The organism is Paenibacillus sp. Y930, from assembly GCF_056786375.1.
In genome coordinates, this window is record NZ_JBXCIX010000003.1 from 293,993 (window position 1) to 312,372 (window position 18,380).

The following is an 18,380-nucleotide window of genomic DNA, read 5'->3' on the forward strand; positions in this document are numbered from 1 at the left end:
ACATCATCCTATCACTTCAATACTATTATTCTGTTCCTTAGGCAGCGTCAGAAATACTATCAATCCAATAATAAATAGCGGAATAATTGATAAAATACTAAACTTAGCGTTACCTGTCACTGTCGTCGTCATCGCCATAATAAACGGCCCGATAATAGCTGCGAATTTACCGAAAATATTGTAGAATCCAAAAAATTCATTAGAGTTTTCCTTCGGTATAATTTTCGCATAATATGATCGGCTTAATGCTTGAATGCCACCTTGCGCTGAACCAATGAGTGCACCAAGAATAAATATATGCCATACTGACGAAATGAAAAATGCAGCTATACAAGACACGATGTACGTAATAATACCAACAATGATCATTGTTCTTGCGGAATACTTTTTCGCCAAATTCCCATATAGTATAGCACATGGAAAAGCAATAATTTGAATGATTAATAATATACCTAGTAACGTAAATGTATCAAGCGTATCAGCACCTAGCACCGCTGTGGCATAGGGCACAACCATTTTAATAATCGTATCTACTCCATCAATATAACAAAAGTAAGCAATTAGAAATACAAACACTACTTTATAGCTTCGAATTTTTCTGAACGTGTCCGCTAGCCTTTTGAAGCTATTTAAGATTGGACGAGGTTCAGGCTCAATATAGTAACGATGCTGTACATCTCTAACCATCGGAACCGTGAGTAGTCCCCACCATAATGCCGTAATAATAAAGCCGATTTGATAGCCAATTGCTTTATCCATGCCCATAAAGAAAATCAATGCTAAGCTAATCCCGAAGGGAATAACACTAGATATATAACCATAGGCAAAGCCTCTAGAAGAAACCTTGTCCATACGATCATCCTTCGTTACATCTACTAGAAACGAATCATAAAATATATTAGATCCAGCAAAGCCGATTGCTGATAAAACATAAAATAGTATGAGCAACTGCCACTGGCCGCTACTAGGCGAAACAAAAGCGAGCGATACCGTGGACAGAATTCCTACTAGAGCAAAAAATAGAAAGAAGCGCTTTTTCTTATCCTTATAGTCGGCTAATGTACCTAATATCGGACTAAGAACTGCAATAATGATACTTGCTAACGAATTGAAATAACCTAGATCCATGCTACTGTTTACATTATTGAACATACCAAAAACAATCGGTAATAACGCCGTTGTAACCGCCATTGAATAAGCCGAATTCCCGCAATCATATAAAATCCACGATCTCTCTTCCCTGGTTAACTTCATAGACACCTCTCCTGCATATCGTTAATTAACTCAACTATACAGTTACAAGGTCATGCTAGTGTTAAAAGTAAGTTAAGCAGGCGTAAAGTTTCACTGTAGACACACAGAAAAAAACCTGATTATTGGTAGGGAAACACCACAATCAGGTTTTTTTCTGTGTGTTATTATTCTCGGCTAGCAACTTAATAGCTAGAACTTCCTTTTAATGTTTAACGAGTTAATTAAAATTAATCCGTCCTGTATTATACCATAACGCATCATTACTGCTAGCTTTATGTACATCCACTAACAAATTATTCTCTGGATGATAAGCGACGCTTGGTTTTGATGATGCACCTGAATCCCACACATAATTATGAATCCACTCAATACTCGTGCCATGTATATTACCAATGTTATACCAGATTAACCCGGTACTTTCGCTGCTGTGCATTTCAATCACTTTATTCTGATCTATAAATGTAACAGTAGGCTCTTTGCCATCTTGACCCTGCATATTACCGAAACCATTCCATGAAATGACCTTATTCGATGCCATCGTACCTGTCGCGTATTTTAATTGACTGTCATTACGATATACAACGATAATCTGGTCATCTTGAATATCTACATCGGGATGCTCACCATTATAATTATTAATCGTACCCGAAACATTCCATTCGATTTTATAATTTGAGGCATTCACAGTCCCTGTCTGATAATGTAATTTACCGCCGTTTATATAGACGAGTACAATTTTATTCCCTTCCATCGCAATGTGTGGCCAAGAACCTTCAGTTTGCTGGCTTCCAAGCTTAATTGCTTCATTAGTGTGCCATGTAATAGTAGAGTTAGTTTCTAACTTACCGATATTAGCCCATAGTCCTGAACCAGAACCATCCGTCTGATTCACCTGGACAACAATCGTTTGCCCATTAATGTTCGTCACATCACTGCTCGGCTGTACTCCATTTTTATTGTTACCACCTGGATTAATACGTTCATTTGTTACCCATTGAATATAACCATTTCCTTCAATCATTCCGACTGAATACCATAAGTTATTGTTAAATATACCTTCTCCTTTATGGATCTCGACAATTCTGCCATCATCAGTAATGGATACAGATGGATCCTGTCCATTTTGTGTACCACCTTGTTTTTCTACTCTATAATTATAGTCTCGCATCGGTACGAAAAACTGATCATAAACTTTCGTTATCACCTCATATGAATCCGTAGAAACATAATGATTTGTTCCAAGTTTATGATTCATATAGGCAAATTGCGTCCAGCGCTGTGCTGCTTCGCCATCACCATAGGGAAACTTATAAAACCAAGCACCTTCATTACCGTTCAAGCTATAGAATCTAATCGTATATCCTTGTTCAGATGCAAGAGACATCATCTGCTCTAGTCTATCTTGATCATCTTGTGACCAATTACCAGGCATTAATAAGTCAAAGCCACTCTCGATATGTTTCCAATGTATTGCATAGAAACGATGATAAATGTCCGCTTCTGTTGGGAAGTAATTATTTACGTTACTATATCTGCTATCCGTTGTACTATAAACTTCATCTTTGAAAGCTAGCAGTTTTCCTCCTGAGTTAGAAATCAGTTGAAAATATGCATCTTTCAGTTCTTCGGCTCCCGATAGACAAATCGTAATTGCTCCTTCGCTGTAGCTATTTCGATCTCCTACGTAACCAAAGCTCATTAATCCCTCATAATGCTGAAAGATCGCTTGCAGTGAGCTTGCGACATCCGCATAGTTCGGACTATTTGCAATTTTCATATCCAAATTAATAATGATGCTTTTTCCATCACCATGTAAACTGCCGCCATTTTGTTCTACTTGAGCTACAACATCCTCAAAGTACTTGTACAAATCTCTCGTATTTGGCGAAGCCGCTGCATCATGTTTTACATAAAGCTTTACTTTACCTTGCAAGTAGCTAGGGTATTGCGAACCTGAATAAGTGCTTTTGTTGCTATCTACCATAAAATCAAGTTCAACATTGTAAAATTTTTGAGCGAGTGCATTAAGAAACTTTTGATCTGGATCACTTTCATCATAAGTATCATGAAAAGCTTTATATTGATTGGCGTTCATTACAATAGTGCTTGCTGTGGCACTTGCTGAAGTGAAAGATAATAACATAATGAAACAAAATGTAATTGATGACAATTTGACAAACCATAAATACGGCTTATGCACTGTTACCACTCCTTGTTTTCAATTTATTATTTTCGTTCTCGGCGAATCCAGAAATTAAACATATCATTTCTTAAATAGTCAAAGGAATAGAGCACTTCTTTATTTTTTTCATTATAATGGAGCTGCTTCATAAGAATGACTGGCGTCTCTTCTTCCTTATCTATTTGCAGTCTCGCAACATACTTATCTTTCTTTAAAGGGACAAGTAGCTCTGTATCTGCTCTAGCAATATTGATTTTGCATTTATCCTCTAGAAAACCAAATAAAGAGCCAGAGAAATCAACACGTTCAAACGCATCACCAACTAAATCTTTTGGCAATATATTAATAGAGTAAGCTACTGGCTCACCATCGGCATATCGCATTCGTTCCAACTTAATAACCATGCTGTTTTCTGCAATGTTCAGTGCAGCTGCCCATTCCTTGGTGCATGGTACTTCCCCGATCATTTCCTTGTTCTCTTCTTCATTCAAACCTGCCGCCTTAATCATAGTACCAATACTTTGCAGCATCTCAAGGCGGCTCGGAATAATCGGAAGCGGCTTAATGACAAAAGTACCTACTCCATGCTTTACTAGCAACTTACCTTCCTGCTCTAGCAACTTAATAGCTGCTCGCAATGTCTCCCTACTCACATTGAAATATTTGGCCAGCTCGTATTCAGAAGGTAACTTTTGTCCGACCTTCCAGAGCTTATTGTCGATCATTTTTTCTATGTCTAGTTTAATCATCTGATAGGTTCCCATTATGCCTAGCCCCGCTTTATATAATATCATTCCTGTATAAGTAAACTTACCTTTAAAACATCAGATAACTCTTTATTACTACAAAGGATAAGAGAATGATCATTGATTTCTAACCGTTGAACTATTCCACCAGCCTCCTCTGCAATTAACGCACCAGCGCACATGTCCCAATCATTGAGATTGAATTCCCAAAAGCCGTCAAAATACGAGGCGGCTACAAAACATAAATCTAGCGCCGCACTGCCCGTACGTCGAATGCCCGCAACCTGGCTAATCATACTATTAAAATATTTTAGATTAATGTACTCTGAATGGCCGCCTCCGGGAAATCCAGTAGCCAATAAGCTCTGTTCCAATTGATTAGTATTGGATACGGAGATACGCTTCCCGTTCAAATATGCACCGCCCTGTCTAGTTGCACAAAACTTCATATTGAGCCACGGCGAATAAACCATTCCAACCTGAGTAATACCGTTATGTTGTAAGGCGATCGAAATTGATGATATTGGAAAATGATGAATGAAATTGGTTGTGCCATCGATAGGATCAATGACCCATAAGTAATCACTCCCATTGACATAGCTCCCTCTTTCTTCAGAGAGAATGCTATGCTCCGGATAAGCTTGCCTAATACAATCAATCAAAATACCCTCAGACTTTATATCTACATTTGTAACAAAATCAGTCGCATAACCCTTCGTACTTACTTGGAACTGATTGTCCTCAATGGCGATTTTCTGATAAGCAGCCGCCTTGTCTACCCACGTCTCTATTTCATCAATTAACTGATCTAAATTCATATCATCACAATTCCTTATTGTATTAATTCCACTATGTATTGCTCTGCATCCATGCGAAGAATTCGATGAGTCGTTGTTGTAGCTTCCGTATAATATAGCTTAGCCTTACAATGCTCAGAGATCATTTCCTCAATCTCTTTATGCGGAAGCTGATACGTTCCTTCGTCATCAGCACTAACAATAACAGCTTGTGGGTTTATGCTATTAAGCCACTCCCCTGAAATCTGATGTCTGTCACCATGGTGAGGAGCTTGTACGACCATAATGTTTTCAAGCTCCTTTTGATAAGGCTCCCAAAAGTCCAATTCCACATCAGAAGTAAGTAGCGCAATCGATTCATCTTTATAGCTTATAATAACTGCCATTGCCGTAGAATTGAGCATTCGGTCAATTTTTTTCAAGCGCTCCATCTGCTCTACAAGACAGCTCATATCTAGCTCATTCAGCTCTAATCTCAGTTGTTTCAGCTTGCTCATATCTGGCATTAATAGCTTATAAGACAAATCTTGTTCGTGAAATGTTGTAGGCTTCTCCACGATATTAATAGAGATATTGAGTTCTCTTGCTCTATTAACAATTTGAATATACAACGATAAAGAAGCAAGCATCGGCGTTGAATAGTCTATGAGACGACTTTCCAATATTAATTCAGGTAACATCAGATGAATCTTAATTTCTCCAATCGGAACATTACCTAAAACCTCATATACCCCACCAATATGATCCTTATGAAAATGAGTGATGACAAGCACATCAATTTTCTCAATGTTATGCTCTCGAACATATTGTGCCAAACTTATTCTACGTGGATTAGTGCAAGATTTAACATCCCCACCATCAACAACAAGACAAAAACTCTGATTACCATTCGTATGTCTAATAATCGTTGCTTCACCAAAGCCTACATTCAAAAAATCAATGACGCAGGTCATGCTGAGCCCCTCCTATTGATCGCTTAATATAAAAGACTGAAAATACAAGTACGAGTCCAACCATAATTATTGATGCTGCTGAACCATAACCAATTTGCAAATTATAAACACCTTGTCGATAAATATACTGGGTTATCGTAGTTGTTGAATTGGCAGGTCCACCACCAGTTAAAATGTTAACCTTATCGAACAGTCTAAAGGTATCAATCATACGCAGTAAAATAACAAACAACAGAGCAGGCATAATATTAGGAAGTGTAATATGTTTGAAAATGCTTACGGAATTAGCTCCGTCAACTTTAGCTGCCTCATATTGAGATTTGGGAACCCCCTGCAATGCTGCATAGATTAGTAAGAAAGCAAAAGGCGTCCATTGCCAAATATCTATAAATAGAATTGCATAAAACGCTATTCTAATATCCATCAAAAAATTAAATGGATCTAATCCAAACCAAGACAACATATGATTGATGATTCCATTATGATTACTCAGCATCATCTGCCATATTAAAGCTACCGTAACAGGTGGTAATAAAGAGGGTATCAAAATCGATACCCGCAAAATTTTTACCCCTCGCTTAACACTTTCAACCAAAACAGCAATAGCTAGTCCGAGAATCGTTTCAATCGAAACAGCAAGCAGCATGAATTTGGTAGTGTTCCAGACTGCTTGTTGGAATACCTCGTCCTTTAAGACATTAATATAATTACTTATTCCGATGTATTGCTTAGCTTCGCTTGCTAAGTAGTAATAATCCGTAAAGCTATTGGCAACCGTATAAACGATTGGGAACACCGTTAAACCCGTTAGCAGAAATAGTACTGGGGCCAGCATAGCCCACTGAAAGCGACGTTTACTATGCAATTCTCTAACACTCCTTCATATCGTGAGGGAAATTATTGCATAATCTGATTGATTGCTTGATTCGCATCAGATAGTGCGCTCTCGACTGATTTTGTTCCTGCAATAGCTGCTGATAGTTCAGTACCAAGAGCTTCTTCTACACGAGACCATTTCGCTGTTCTTGGTCTAGCTACAGAGTTTTGCAATGCTTCTAGCTGTGTTGGAAAGTGCTTATATTGGGCAGCTAATTCTTGATCTAGGTATACGCTTTTTCTAGTAGGAACTCCGCCATACTCAACCATTGCCTTCTGTATCTCACTGCTCGTAATGAACGTTAAAAATTGGGCTGCTAGCTCTGGTTGCTTCGCATTTGCCGTTACGCCCATCATCCAGTTACCAATCATTCCAGTTGCAGCTGCCTCTGCATTTGTAGTTGATTTAGCTGGAATAGCAGCATAGTCTGCACTTGCCTCTTCCCCTTTAATAAACCATGAAGGCCAGCCTAATGCCATCACTGCACGTCCCTCAGATACAGAACTAACAATATCAGTTGTCTCATAATTTGCACCTACAGCAAGTAATTGAATATAGGTATTCAATGCTTGTTTTGCCTCTTCAGAATCTACTTGTGCTTTCCAATCTGCATCAAACACTTGACCGCCATATGCCCAGAAAATTGGTAAGTAATCTGAAACGATTGGGTTGCCTTGCTGACCACGAATAACATATCCCGCTACATCATCTGCAGCATGAATTTCATTAGCTATTGTAAGAACCTCTTCCCAGCTTTGCGGAACATCGTAGTTATTACTTTCTAGCAACTGTTTGTTGTAGAAGAAGAGTTGCACATTTCCCGAGAAAGGTAATGCATATAGATCACCAGTAGCATATGGATGTTTTCCTAATGCGATCGAAGACTCTTCAAAATCAGCATCTGCTTCTACTCCTAGCTCGGATAAGTTCGCGAAAATTCCACCTTCACTAAGCTCAGGCATCCAAGGATCATCTGCCATTAGCAAATCATAAGCACCTTGCTTGTTTTTAGAATCAAGTGATATTTTTTGTTTCAAATCTGCAGCTTCAAGCCCAATAATTTCAATTTTCACATTATGTTCCTTCTCGAACGCTTCCTTTACAGCTTCCATTGCCGTTACATGTGAGCCACCTCGTGCAGCGATTACCAGCTTCTCCGGGCCTTTTGCTGAACAAGCTGTGAAGATCGAAACCATCATAATCGTGCTTAATATTATTGCAATTTGTTTTCTCATTTTTCTTATCCTCCTCTATTCTTTTACTGCACCAGCAGTCAAACCATTCATTAAATGTTTCTGCATGAAGATTGCGATCATTAGCACAGGAAGCATCGATACAATGCCACCACTTGCAACTTTGCCCCACTCAGTTAATTCCTGCTCACTATTTAACGTGGCAAGCTTCAGTGGGATCGTAAAATCTCCTGGACTTTGAATGAAAATAACACTATACAAATATTCATTCCAAGAAGCCATAAACGAAAGTATCGTTATCGCTGCAATTCCTGGAGACACCAACGGTAAAATTACTTTGTAGTAGATCGTAAATTCTGAAGCACCATCGATTCTTGCACTCTCTTCAATTTCATCTGGAATACTAGCGAAAAATGCAAGCATAAACCAAATAACTAGCGGTAAATTCACTAGAATATGAGCTAGAATAATAGGGATTTTCGTATTCAATAGCTCTAATTCGTTCATCAATATGTATAATGGCAGTGCAAAAGTGATTGGTGGTAGCACTCTAACAAGCAATATCCATATAAGCAGTGATTTATTGTACGCAATAGAAAAGCTTCTTCGTCCCAATACATAGGCACTTGCCAAGCCACATACCAATACAATCGTTAACGATGCTACTGTAATAATGAAACTGTTGAGTAATGGAAGGAAATAATTTTCTTTCATGAAAATGCTAATCATATGTTCCAATGTAAGGGAGTTAGGCAATAATGATACTTCCGTAAATAAATCTTCTGATTTCTGCATTGCCATCTTTACCATCCAATAAATCGGAAACAATGTTCCTAATAGAACGATAATTAATAAGCCATATTTGGGATGTAATTTCAAACTCATTCTTAAGCTGTTCAAAATATTCTCCTTCCCTTGCATTTGTCTAGACGTCTATACAACTACTATAATTTCAATGTGTTAACGCTGTGTCATCGTCATGTTAAGGATTAGTTAAGAGTCGTAATACTATTAATTAGAGAACTTGATGATCGTACCTTTCTTGTTTCTCGATACTATCTTGTGTACATATATAGCGACCGTATGTAGCGATCATTATTAGCAAAAAGTATGTTTTAGTGTATAAGTAACCAAGTTGTCAAGTTTACGTCATAGAACCTTCAAATATCTCCTATTATTAGCATCAACCCATATTTCAATAAATTATCTATTTTGCTATGATTAAATTAATAAAATCTAGGATGCTGGCCAAACTAGATTACAACAAGAAAAACATAGTGAAAGGAGTGAATAAGTAAATGACATACATTATCATTTTAAGTTTATTACTTGTTAGCTCAGTAGCACTGCTTGTCGCTGCAGGCAAACATATTATTAAGAATGATCCAGTATAAGGATTGTTCTTGGTTCTATACCAACTACTAATAATAAATACTGTTATTAGCAAACCCGAATCCCCCTCAACCTTATGGATTCGAGTGATTATTAACTGAAATGCACTAGATTTCCCATTACTACTTACAAGATCAAATAGATCTTGTAAGTACTCTTCCTTGCAGCCCTCTTATTCAAACAAAATAATCTAAGACAATAAATCTGTGATTTAAACAGAAAATGAGCTTTCGAAAGAACCCGTAAACATTGATATAGTAAAGTTTTGAGCAATGACTTACATCATCCCAACCATGCTTTTGGGCGGTTTTTTGTCACCCTTAAATAGTAGATTTTCCCTATTTTTAAGAGTTTTCACGTTTTAATTCCTATAAATACTTTACTCCCTCTTAGAGTTGTCCAACGCATGCCTTGCTTCTTCTACGTATTCCATACAAGTGGAATATCTAATATTGATTATTCTTATTAAATAAATCAGATTTGATTTTTCTGGGAGGTACATGAATGAAACATCTTAATCAATTGTGTCTGGAGTCGGCTAGACAATTCATGAAGCAACATGCAAGACCACTTGAACGTGCGATTTATGAACATGAGTTCGAATCTTCTTCCTACGAGCAGGTGCTTAACGAACTCATTAAGTTTCAAAATTCGGACGGCGGGTTTGGCAATGGACTGGAACCCGATCTGCGTTGCAAGGAATCATCCGCTTTGGCTACGACGCGTGCGCTTGATATATTGGGAGCCCTTTCTTCTTCGGATATGAAAAATGTGATAGTTCACGAGGCTCTTACCTTTCTGGTTAATTCATATCGAGACGATCGGCATGGGTGGGACATTATACCTCAGGAAGCTGAGAACGCTCCTCGCGCAGTCTGGTGGAAATACGGTGTCTTTTCTGAAAATTGGGGTAATCCTAATGCAGATATCGTTGCTTTTTTCTTGGACTATCGCTTACAGGTGCCATATGAGAAACTCGATACTCTGGTCCGCTTTGCAATCGATTATTTACTGACTGGCTGCGAATTAAAGGAAATGCATGAGCTGTTCTGCTTCTTGCACCTAAGTGAGCGGTTGGATGAAACACATCGTGCAACAATTGAAAGAAAAATGCAGCTCTTCCTTGACAACTGCGTCGTCTCGGATCCGGGGCAACGTGAAGGCTATGGAGCGAAGCCGCTGCAGGTTGCTGCCTCTCCCAAATCGCAGTATTATATGAAATATGCAGATGTGATATCCATTGAGTTGGATGAACTGATCGGTAACCAAGGCGAGGACGGTGCTTGGGAGCCCAACTGGACATGGTATCAATACGAAGATGAGTGGTTGCATGCAAAAGAAGAATGGAAAGGCATTCTTACTTTACAATCGTTGCGGACGCTACGGAATTATAATCGCATCTGCTAACCTTGTAGTAGCAGTATATATGTTGAACAAATATGGTCTAAGTAGAGGTGAAGTCATATGCTCCTCTAGCAGTACTTTCTCTAACGCATCACTGTCATTCCACGGGACCAAAATAATATCATCCAAGCTATTTTCACTTTGACCACCAGTGCCTGGAATCACCTTTTCTTGATCATGAAAGTTTTGTATCGTCTTTTTCATATCAGAGCTAGGAAAGGAAGTGAAATGTGCTAGCTACTCCCCCTGCTAAATAATGTTTAGCTTCCTCTAAATTAGCTATTGATTGTACGTATGTCATATCTAGTCTTCCTCCTTGTAATGATATCTATTGAAAGTGGTACACTCTAGAACTAGCTTGCTCATCTAGAGGAAACATCGGGCGTATAATACGCTGATATTGACTAGGATCTAACCCTACAGAATACAAATTACCTATATTTCCAAGTCAATATGATGTATTGGCAGTGTTCGTGGTCAAAATCTGGACATAGAATTATCCAAGCATATGACAAAGAAGCCCATCATGTGCATCTTTGTCATAGCATTTAAAGCCGAACTCTTTTGTTTCTGTGCATCGAACGAAAAAAAATGATACTATGTATAATGGGTAAAGATCTTTGCTATGGCTTATATCCTTTTTATATGTTAAGCCCTTGCTTCCGATGCGACTTTTCATTTGCTGGATGCATAGTCAAGATGTACAACTGAAAAGTTTAAGGAGAAGATAATGTGAGTAACGAACAAAATTTTTGGCTTGATTTACCGAAGCCATTTTTTATATTAGCACCAATGGAAGATGTTACAGATGTGGTATTCCGTCACGTCGTTAGTGAAGCTGCAAAACCTGACGTGTTTTTCACGGAATTCACAAGTACAGACAGTTATTGTCATCCTGTAGGAAATGAAAGTACACGTGATCGATTAACGTTCACAGAAGATGAGCAACCGATTGTCGCTCATATTTGGGGTAATAAACCAGCATTGTTTGAACAGATGAGTATTGATCTGAAAAAACTTGGTTTTCGTGGTATCGATCTCAACATGGGATGTCCAGTACAAAACGTCGCATCCAATGGAAAAGGTGCTGGATTAATACAACATCCACAAGTTGCAGCAGAAATTATTCAAGCAGCAAAAGCAGGCGGATTACCGGTTAGTGTTAAAACAAGATTGGGTTACTTTGAGATTGACGAGTGGCGCGATTGGTTAGGACATATATTGAAACAAGATATTGCGAATCTTTCCATTCACCTTCGCACAAAAAAAGAGATGAGTAAAGTAGATGCACACTGGGAACTCATCCCTGAAATAAAAAAATTACGCGATGAAATTGCTCCAAATACGTTGATAACCATTAATGGAGATATTCCTGACCGCGCAACAGGATTAAAATTAGTAGAACAATACGGCATTGATGGTGTCATGATTGGCCGCGGCATTTTCACAAATCCATTTGCTTTTGAAGAAGAACCTAAAGAACATAGCGCGAAGGAATTTCTCGATTTACTTCATTTACATTTGGATCTTCACGATAAATATTCAGAAGAAAACCATCCACGTCTATTTAAACCATTACTTCGCTTTTTCAAAATCTATGTTCGTGGATTTAGAGGCGCAGGCGAGCTAAGAAGCCAATTAATGCATACTAATTCAACAGATGAAGTACGTCTTTTAGTGAAGAATATTTTAGATGAAGTATTAGATTGAAGTGTACCCACCAATTCATGATTAAAAAAACTATATCAAAAATAATGAGAGACCTATCAAAAGTTCAATGAACTCTTGAAGGGTCTCTCATTTTCACACTATGTGGTCTTCCTTTCATGGAAACTCTTGATATTTTATTTAGTCTAATTCGTAATAACTGCATACAACCTGTCCAACCGCTTTAGCAGCTACGATAAGAGCATCTTCGTCAATATCAAATTTCGGATGATGATTGAAGTAAGGCTGTTCTACTCCTTTAGGTGAACAGGCAATGTAAAAGAAGCAAGCAGGGAATTTTTCCGCATAGTAAGCAAAATCTTCAGATGGAGGTAATGCTGGAAATTCTTTTACTTCTTTAATGTCTTTATCGTTCATGCTTTGTAAGCTTTCTGCTACTTTAGCTGTAAGCTCTGGATCGTTGTATAAAGGTGGATAATCTGGTGTGTACGTGAGCTCACATGTAACGTCAAACTCTTCTTCAATCCCCCTTGCAATACGTCTAATCTCTTTCGCAATCGTTTCACTTGTTTTTACATTCATATAACGAATATCGCCCTCAAGCTCCACACTATCCTTGATTACATTGAATGTACCTTTTCCGTCAAAAGATCCGATGGTGATGACACCGATATCAAATGGATTTAATCTGCGGCTTACAATAGTTTGCACAGCAGTAACAAAATAAGCAGCAGCAACAATCGCATCGTTAGCTAGATGCGGAGATGAGCCATGGCCGCCTATTCCTTGTACTTTTAATTTCATATATGCTCGTCCATTGAAGGAATATCCAGCATGATATCCTACTGTTCCCGCTGGACCCATTGGCAATAAATGAATTCCATAGATGGCATCTAAATCATCAATTAAACCAGACTCGACAATACTTTTTGCTCCACCCGGCGGAACCTCTTCAGCATGTTGATGAATGATTTTTATAGTTCCTGGAATAGAGTCTTTTAATTGAATGAAGCAATCAGCTAACACTAACAAGTAAGCCGTATGTCCATCATGCCCACATGCATGCATCACACCTTCATTTTTTGATTTAAACGGTACGTCAGTTTCTTCTGTAATGGGAAGAGCATCAAAATCCGCTCGCAGACCAATCGTATTGCCTGGTTTACCACCTTTAATGGTAACGATAATGCCATAACCGTTTCCAACATTCGTTTGAATATCCACATCTTTTCCTTTATAAAAATCTGTAATATACTGAGCTGTTTTCTCCTCTTTAAATGAAACCTCTGGATTCTCATGCAAATGGCGGCGTATAGAAATTATTTCTTCCTTGCGTGATTCTAACATGCTCATTAGTTCACTTTTCATTATTTTCGTCTCCTTAATTTATTAGTTAGCCGCTTTATTTGGCATTTGATATGTTTTTTTCGAATGATCATCTGACGGTTTACCAGCATCTTTTGGAACCATGATCAGAATGGAAAGTAATGAAAGGATTCCGAATATTACGTTTACGATAATCCCTACTGATGCCGCAAGCTCTATACTTCCTACCGCTGCTATTGAACTATAAACCGTTGCCGAGATGGCTACACCTATCGCACTGCCTAGTGAGCTTGCCATTTTATAAACACCAGCCGCTTCACCCACTTTATGTGATGGTGCATTGGAAACTGATGTGTCTGTAGATGGTGTAGCATATATACCAAGTCCAAGCCCGAATAAAACAAACCCAATAAATACGGCAACGGTGTACATAAAACCTGGCAAGAAAGTTAAAGCCATAAGCGCTACACCAACTGTTGTAATAAGAGCACCCCAAACCATGGGTGCCTTTGCTCCTACTCTTTGCAAAATTTTCTCACCGACACGAATCATCGCAAGAACAACGACTAAATAGCCAATGGAAAGCATCCCTGACTGAAATGCCGTGAACCCTCGACCTACTTGAACATACGTATTTGCAACAACTAGTGTTCCAGCAATCGCATTTAACAAAAAGTTAGAGTACGTTGCTCCAGCGAATGGTTTGTTTTTAAATAAAGAGAAATCAATAAGTGCGATATCTTTCCCTTTTTCAACCTTGAAGAAGACAATAGCTCCACCAATGGTAACGATGGCAAGAATAATCGTAATTGGACTTGTCCAGCCCAAATCCGCACCAAATGTAATAACAACGTTTAATGCAATCATGGTGACGATAAAGATTGCTAAACCACTGAAATCAAACTTAAACTTTCCGCTTCCTTCTCCTTTGCTTTCAGGTGTATCTTTAATGAGCCACATAGCAAGAATGGCAAAAACTATAGAAAAGATAAAAATCCATCTCCATCCCAAATACGTTGCAATGGCGCCACCTGCAAATGAGCAGACACCTGAACCTCCCCAAGACCCAATGGACCAGTAACTAAGAGCGCGCTGTCTGTCTTTTCCTTCGAAATAAGCCTTCATTAGAGCAATCGTTGCTGGCATAATACAAGCTGCGGAAAGCCCTTGAATAATGCGCCCGATAATTAATAAGACAGATCCTTGTGCAAAAACAAGACATAACGAACCAATAACACTTAAGATTAATCCAAGATAAGTAATTTTCTTACGCCCAATTTTATCTGCGATTCCACCAGCAGCAACGATAAATAACCCTGAGAATAATGCTGTTAAACTAATGGCAATATTTATTGTTCCATGCGAAATCCCTAAATCTGCTTGAACTGCCGGTATTACATTTACCATTGCCTGTGCAAAAAGCCAAAATGTAATAACGCCGAATACAATCCCAGCAATTAACTTATTGGTACCTTTGTAATTCGCTTCCATCGTTAATCCTCCCATAATTTAACTACATTTTATGTACCTTATCAATAAATAACTATGCAACGCACAGGGACTAACAGCATAACTTGCTCAAATAGTTACCCATCATCTCATCTATTTATTTCATAGAAAGTATGCCCCCAATACCTTGACCTCATTCTTTCATACAAGTAACCTTATCCCGCATTTGGTAACTAATCATTTTATAGTTCTCCCTAGTGCGTCTCTTAATAGACATATTTGCCAAATAAATTAAGGAGCAGTATCGCTTTCGTCAGGTACTGGGTATAGGCAAAACAAAGGACGACTGTCTATAGCCGCCCTCAATCGAACTAATGGTCAATAAAAGAAGCGGGACTTTACCCGCTCCGTTGCTGTATACGCCAATACACCTCAACTATTAGTCTTTCCTGACCAACAGAAAACAGCACTGTTATCGGTTCTTGAACAATAAATATAACTGCGTTTGAACAGCGATAACATTCGTGGTGGAGAAAATAATTATAGTTGTAAATTATGTTTGATACAATGGTCAAGGTATGTTAATATCAATGGTAATAAAAGTTAAAGGAGGCGTTTATTGTGAGTAAACAAATGATAGCAAAGGGCAAATTTATTAAGGGGAACTCGCATAGCTAGCCCTCTAAACTGCGAAATTCCCCTATTATTGAGAGGGGTATTATTTTGAGCCAATCATCAACAAAAATTTTCATTCGTAATTTCGAAAATGGGGACATGCCTTTGCTTGGCGAGTTGTACCAATCAGTAACAGCAAGAGAAAATGCAACATTTTGGTGGGTCGGGGACGAAGATAATTGGAGTAACGTTTATTGCGCATTTGAAGATGGGAAAATGGTCGCTAAGGGGCAAGTTAGCATCATTAACGTTGTACCTCCCGATCGTTCAAAAGAGAACAATCACTCCATATACGTCAATCTTAAAACCATTCCCGAAAGAGAAAATGACATTACTTTGCTCGACAACGTCTATCAATATCTTTTCATAAGAGCAAAACAATTAAAGGAAACTTTACCTAAAGAATATGGAACAATACTATGTGTTGGTAACGATTCGACAGAAACAGCAAACAATCAGTTTTTCATCCAAAAAGGATACCTTCATCTGAATAGTTTATATCGCATGAATCGAGACTTGAATGAACCGATTCCTGAATTAAAGCTACAAGAGGAGTTTCAATTTTCTTACTGGAAGATGGAGTCCTCTCGCGAGGTAAGAGATTACCTAGATGTAGAAGCTGAAGTTTGGCCTCACACTCCACTAGGACTTAATAGGTTGTCTGAATATAAGAATAACAAACTATGGACATCCATGGTCATACGTCAATCAGACGCTATTGTTGGCGGACTGATGGCATGGCAAGAAGCAGACCATGGTGTCATAGAGGATGTTTTTGTCCGCGAACCATGGAGAATACGCGGTATTGCCAAGTATTTGCTTACACAAGCTTTAAGATATCTCAAATCCCATCAGCCACAAAACGCTAAGCTCATGGTATTAACTACAAATAAATCAGCTTTATCTCTATACGAATCCGTTGGATTCTATACAGATAAAGAAGAGATACGGTACTTTACAATACTGAATTAGGCCAAAAAAAAGAGGGGCTCTCCGCCCCTCTTTACTATTTCCGCCAATACATCTCCGATATTAATTGTCCTTTCGCACTAACAGTGAGCAACACTCAACATGTGTTGCTCACTGTACTTTTGAGATGTTGTGGGGGAATTCATCATTTTTGTATATAATGATTAGTTATTAGTTTTTAGATTTGTTTCAAAGATAATAGTTGTCACTTTTATATTTGTTATGTAACCATGCTCAATGGACATTTAGCATCCGAAACAACCCATATGATATGCCCAAGCTGTATTTTTTGAAATTAAATAAAAAGCCTGTCTGCACAAATGAGCGATCCTGCTCGGAATCGTTTCATTGTGTATAGACAGGCTAATGCGGTTTGGATCTAATCGAAATCAGTTGACTGTAATCGATGAAGCAATACGGTCTAATATTCTCAGAATTAAGGTAACGGCTTCGGCTCGGGTCGTATAACCGCCGGGAGAAAATTTGTTATTACCCGTTCCCTTGGCTATGCCCATGTCCGAAGCTATCGCAATGGCTGTGTAAGCCCAAGCTGGGACTTGGTCCCCATCATCAAAGCCGAGTGGAGGAATCGAATCAATCTTGTCTTCGTACTCTAATACGCGCATCAGCATGACCGTGGTCTCGGAGCGAGTAATCCATCGCGACGGCCTGAACGTTGCATCTTCGTATCCTTTCACCAATCCGGCCGCAGCCGCTTGTAAAACATGGGGTTTTGCGTACTCGGGAATGCGTTCATGATCCTTAAAGGTCTGCGCCGGTTCTAATTGAGAAGACAAAGTGAGCGCCCTTGATAGCATCGTGGTGAATTGGGCGCGAGTAACCTCATCCTGTGGACCGAATCTGTCATCCGGATATCCGTTGATCCAGCCCAACTCCGTTGCCCTTACGATGTCTTCCTCGGCCCAGTGGCCTTTAATGTCAAGATAGTAATCCGGATAACTCGAGGGAATAGCGATCTCCAACAACAATCTTGGTTCTGCAGTTGTGCTGATACCCCCACTGTCAACCAGCTTGACGCGCGTTAATTGAATGATGGTATCGCCTTTTCCGATGGCTTCGAAGCGCAATGAGGCGAAGCGCACATTTCCGCTCTCCCCCTTGTTTTTGCCTATCTTAGTGTGCGCGAATGTAATTTCACCGTTCTCGGCGATTGGAGGGATCGTGAATCCTGCCCAAAGAGTGGATGCTTGTTGGAATGCCAATACTTCCGGGTCGTAGGATAGACGAAGCTCGTATCCATAAACGTCCCTCGCGTTAGGGCTTTCAACAGTAACCACTACTTCATCGTTAACTCTTACAGTGCTAAAGGAGCTGCTCAGTGAGAAAGTGGGTTTATCCTCTGCGTACGCCATGGTCGGCAACATGGCGAATAATAGAAACATGGCTAGCATCAGAGGCATTATTTGAATCTTCAAGTGAATCGTCTCCCTTGTTCGTAGAGATTGTATATAGAAATGGATAGACTTGGGACAGG

At 38.9% G+C, this 18,380-nt stretch carries 15 protein-coding genes; 3 read left to right on the forward strand and 12 right to left on the reverse strand.

Going from position 1 to position 18,380, the window contains the following annotated elements; all coding sequences use genetic code 11:
• Positions 1–3: 3 nt before the first annotated feature.
• From AC1TO5_RS10355 to AC1TO5_RS10390, 8 genes are all read right to left on the reverse strand, one after another.
• Positions 4–1,254 carry an MFS transporter gene (locus AC1TO5_RS10355; protein WP_482062731.1) on the reverse strand — a complete coding sequence of 417 codons (1,251 nt, stop codon included), beginning with the start codon at positions 1,252–1,254 and terminating at the stop codon, positions 4–6.
• Between the two features lie 217 nt (positions 1,255–1,471).
• A complete protein-coding gene (locus tag AC1TO5_RS10360; RefSeq protein WP_482062732.1) occupies positions 1,472–3,454 on the reverse strand; it encodes a hypothetical protein in 1,983 nt (660 codons plus the stop codon).
• A 26-nt stretch (positions 3,455–3,480) separates the two neighbouring features.
• The gene (locus AC1TO5_RS10365; RefSeq protein ID WP_482062733.1) at positions 3,481–4,185 is read right to left on the reverse strand and encodes a GntR family transcriptional regulator; all 705 of its coding nucleotides are present in this window, start codon (positions 4,183–4,185) and stop codon (positions 3,481–3,483) included.
• A 41-nt stretch (positions 4,186–4,226) separates the two neighbouring features.
• A complete protein-coding gene (locus AC1TO5_RS10370) occupies positions 4,227–5,000 on the reverse strand; it encodes an inositol monophosphatase family protein (RefSeq protein WP_482062734.1) in 774 nt (257 codons plus the stop codon).
• Positions 5,001–5,014: 14 nt separating this feature from the next.
• A complete protein-coding gene (locus AC1TO5_RS10375; protein WP_482062735.1) occupies positions 5,015–5,932 on the reverse strand; it encodes a ComEC/Rec2 family competence protein in 918 nt (305 codons plus the stop codon).
• A complete protein-coding gene (locus tag AC1TO5_RS10380; RefSeq protein ID WP_482062736.1) occupies positions 5,916–6,797 on the reverse strand; it encodes a carbohydrate ABC transporter permease in 882 nt (293 codons plus the stop codon). The genes AC1TO5_RS10375 and AC1TO5_RS10380 overlap by 17 nt, the downstream gene beginning before the upstream one ends.
• A gap of 32 nt (positions 6,798–6,829) precedes the next feature.
• A complete protein-coding gene (locus AC1TO5_RS10385; RefSeq protein WP_482062737.1) occupies positions 6,830–8,044 on the reverse strand; it encodes an extracellular solute-binding protein in 1,215 nt (404 codons plus the stop codon).
• Between the two features lie 15 nt (positions 8,045–8,059).
• Positions 8,060–8,902, reverse strand: a complete 843-nt coding sequence (locus AC1TO5_RS10390; RefSeq protein ID WP_482062738.1) for a carbohydrate ABC transporter permease — start codon at positions 8,900–8,902, stop codon at positions 8,060–8,062.
• Between the two features lie 996 nt (positions 8,903–9,898).
• Between AC1TO5_RS10390 and AC1TO5_RS10395 the strand changes: the two genes are divergently transcribed.
• Positions 9,899–10,801, forward strand: a complete 903-nt coding sequence (locus tag AC1TO5_RS10395; protein ID WP_482062739.1) for a hypothetical protein — start codon at positions 9,899–9,901, stop codon at positions 10,799–10,801.
• Here the strand turns inward: AC1TO5_RS10395 and AC1TO5_RS10400 are convergent.
• A complete protein-coding gene (locus tag AC1TO5_RS10400; RefSeq protein WP_482062740.1) occupies positions 10,775–11,002 on the reverse strand; it encodes a hypothetical protein in 228 nt (75 codons plus the stop codon). The two genes, AC1TO5_RS10395 and AC1TO5_RS10400, sit on opposite strands and share 27 nt — an antisense overlap.
• A 588-nt stretch (positions 11,003–11,590) precedes the next feature.
• On the opposite strand from AC1TO5_RS10400, the gene AC1TO5_RS10405 reads away from it, so the two are divergent.
• Complete coding sequence (locus tag AC1TO5_RS10405) at positions 11,591–12,508, forward strand: tRNA dihydrouridine synthase (protein WP_482063106.1); 918 nt, start codon at positions 11,591–11,593, stop codon at positions 12,506–12,508.
• A gap of 138 nt (positions 12,509–12,646) precedes the next feature.
• Here AC1TO5_RS10405 and AC1TO5_RS10410 read toward each other — a convergent pair whose 3' ends face one another.
• Positions 12,647–13,834, reverse strand: coding sequence for an amidohydrolase (locus tag AC1TO5_RS10410; protein ID WP_482062741.1), 1,188 nt, complete (start codon positions 13,832–13,834; stop codon positions 12,647–12,649).
• Between the two features lie 21 nt (positions 13,835–13,855).
• On the reverse strand, positions 13,856–15,283 hold the full coding sequence (locus AC1TO5_RS10415; protein WP_482062742.1) for an MFS transporter: 1,428 nt from the start codon (positions 15,281–15,283) through the stop codon (positions 13,856–13,858).
• Between the two features lie 732 nt (positions 15,284–16,015).
• Here AC1TO5_RS10415 and AC1TO5_RS10420 point away from each other — a divergent pair.
• Complete coding sequence (locus AC1TO5_RS10420; protein ID WP_482063107.1) at positions 16,016–16,888, forward strand: GNAT family N-acetyltransferase; 873 nt, start codon at positions 16,016–16,018, stop codon at positions 16,886–16,888.
• A gap of 386 nt (positions 16,889–17,274) precedes the next feature.
• On the opposite strand, the gene AC1TO5_RS10425 is transcribed toward AC1TO5_RS10420, so the two are convergent.
• Complete coding sequence (locus AC1TO5_RS10425) at positions 17,275–18,321, reverse strand: S-layer homology domain-containing protein (RefSeq protein ID WP_482062743.1); 1,047 nt, start codon at positions 18,319–18,321, stop codon at positions 17,275–17,277.
• Positions 18,322–18,380 lie beyond the last annotated feature (59 nt).

Bases quoted from the DNA above. Each gene is read 5' to 3' on its own strand.
- AC1TO5_RS10355 (WP_482062731.1), bottom strand. From the start codon at position 1,254: ATGAAGTTAACCAGGGAAGAGAGATCGTGGATTTTATATGATTGCGGG.
- AC1TO5_RS10365 (WP_482062733.1), bottom strand. From the start codon at position 4,185: ATGATTAAACTAGACATAGAAAAAATGATCGACAATAAGCTCTGGAAG.
- AC1TO5_RS10370 (WP_482062734.1), bottom strand. From the start codon at position 5,000: ATGAATTTAGATCAGTTAATTGATGAAATAGAGACGTGGGTAGACAAG.
- AC1TO5_RS10375 (WP_482062735.1), bottom strand. From the start codon at position 5,932: ATGACCTGCGTCATTGATTTTTTGAATGTAGGCTTTGGTGAAGCAACG.
- AC1TO5_RS10385 (WP_482062737.1), bottom strand. From the start codon at position 8,044: ATGAGAAAACAAATTGCAATAATATTAAGCACGATTATGATGGTTTCG.
- AC1TO5_RS10395 (WP_482062739.1), top strand. From the start codon at position 9,899: ATGAAACATCTTAATCAATTGTGTCTGGAGTCGGCTAGACAATTCATG.
- AC1TO5_RS10400 (WP_482062740.1), bottom strand. From the start codon at position 11,002: ATGAAAAAGACGATACAAAACTTTCATGATCAAGAAAAGGTGATTCCA.
- AC1TO5_RS10405 (WP_482063106.1), top strand. From the start codon at position 11,591: ATGGAAGATGTTACAGATGTGGTATTCCGTCACGTCGTTAGTGAAGCT.
- AC1TO5_RS10410 (WP_482062741.1), bottom strand. From the start codon at position 13,834: ATGAAAAGTGAACTAATGAGCATGTTAGAATCACGCAAGGAAGAAATA.
- AC1TO5_RS10415 (WP_482062742.1), bottom strand. From the start codon at position 15,283: ATGGAAGCGAATTACAAAGGTACCAATAAGTTAATTGCTGGGATTGTA.
- AC1TO5_RS10420 (WP_482063107.1), top strand. From the start codon at position 16,016: ATGCCTTTGCTTGGCGAGTTGTACCAATCAGTAACAGCAAGAGAAAAT.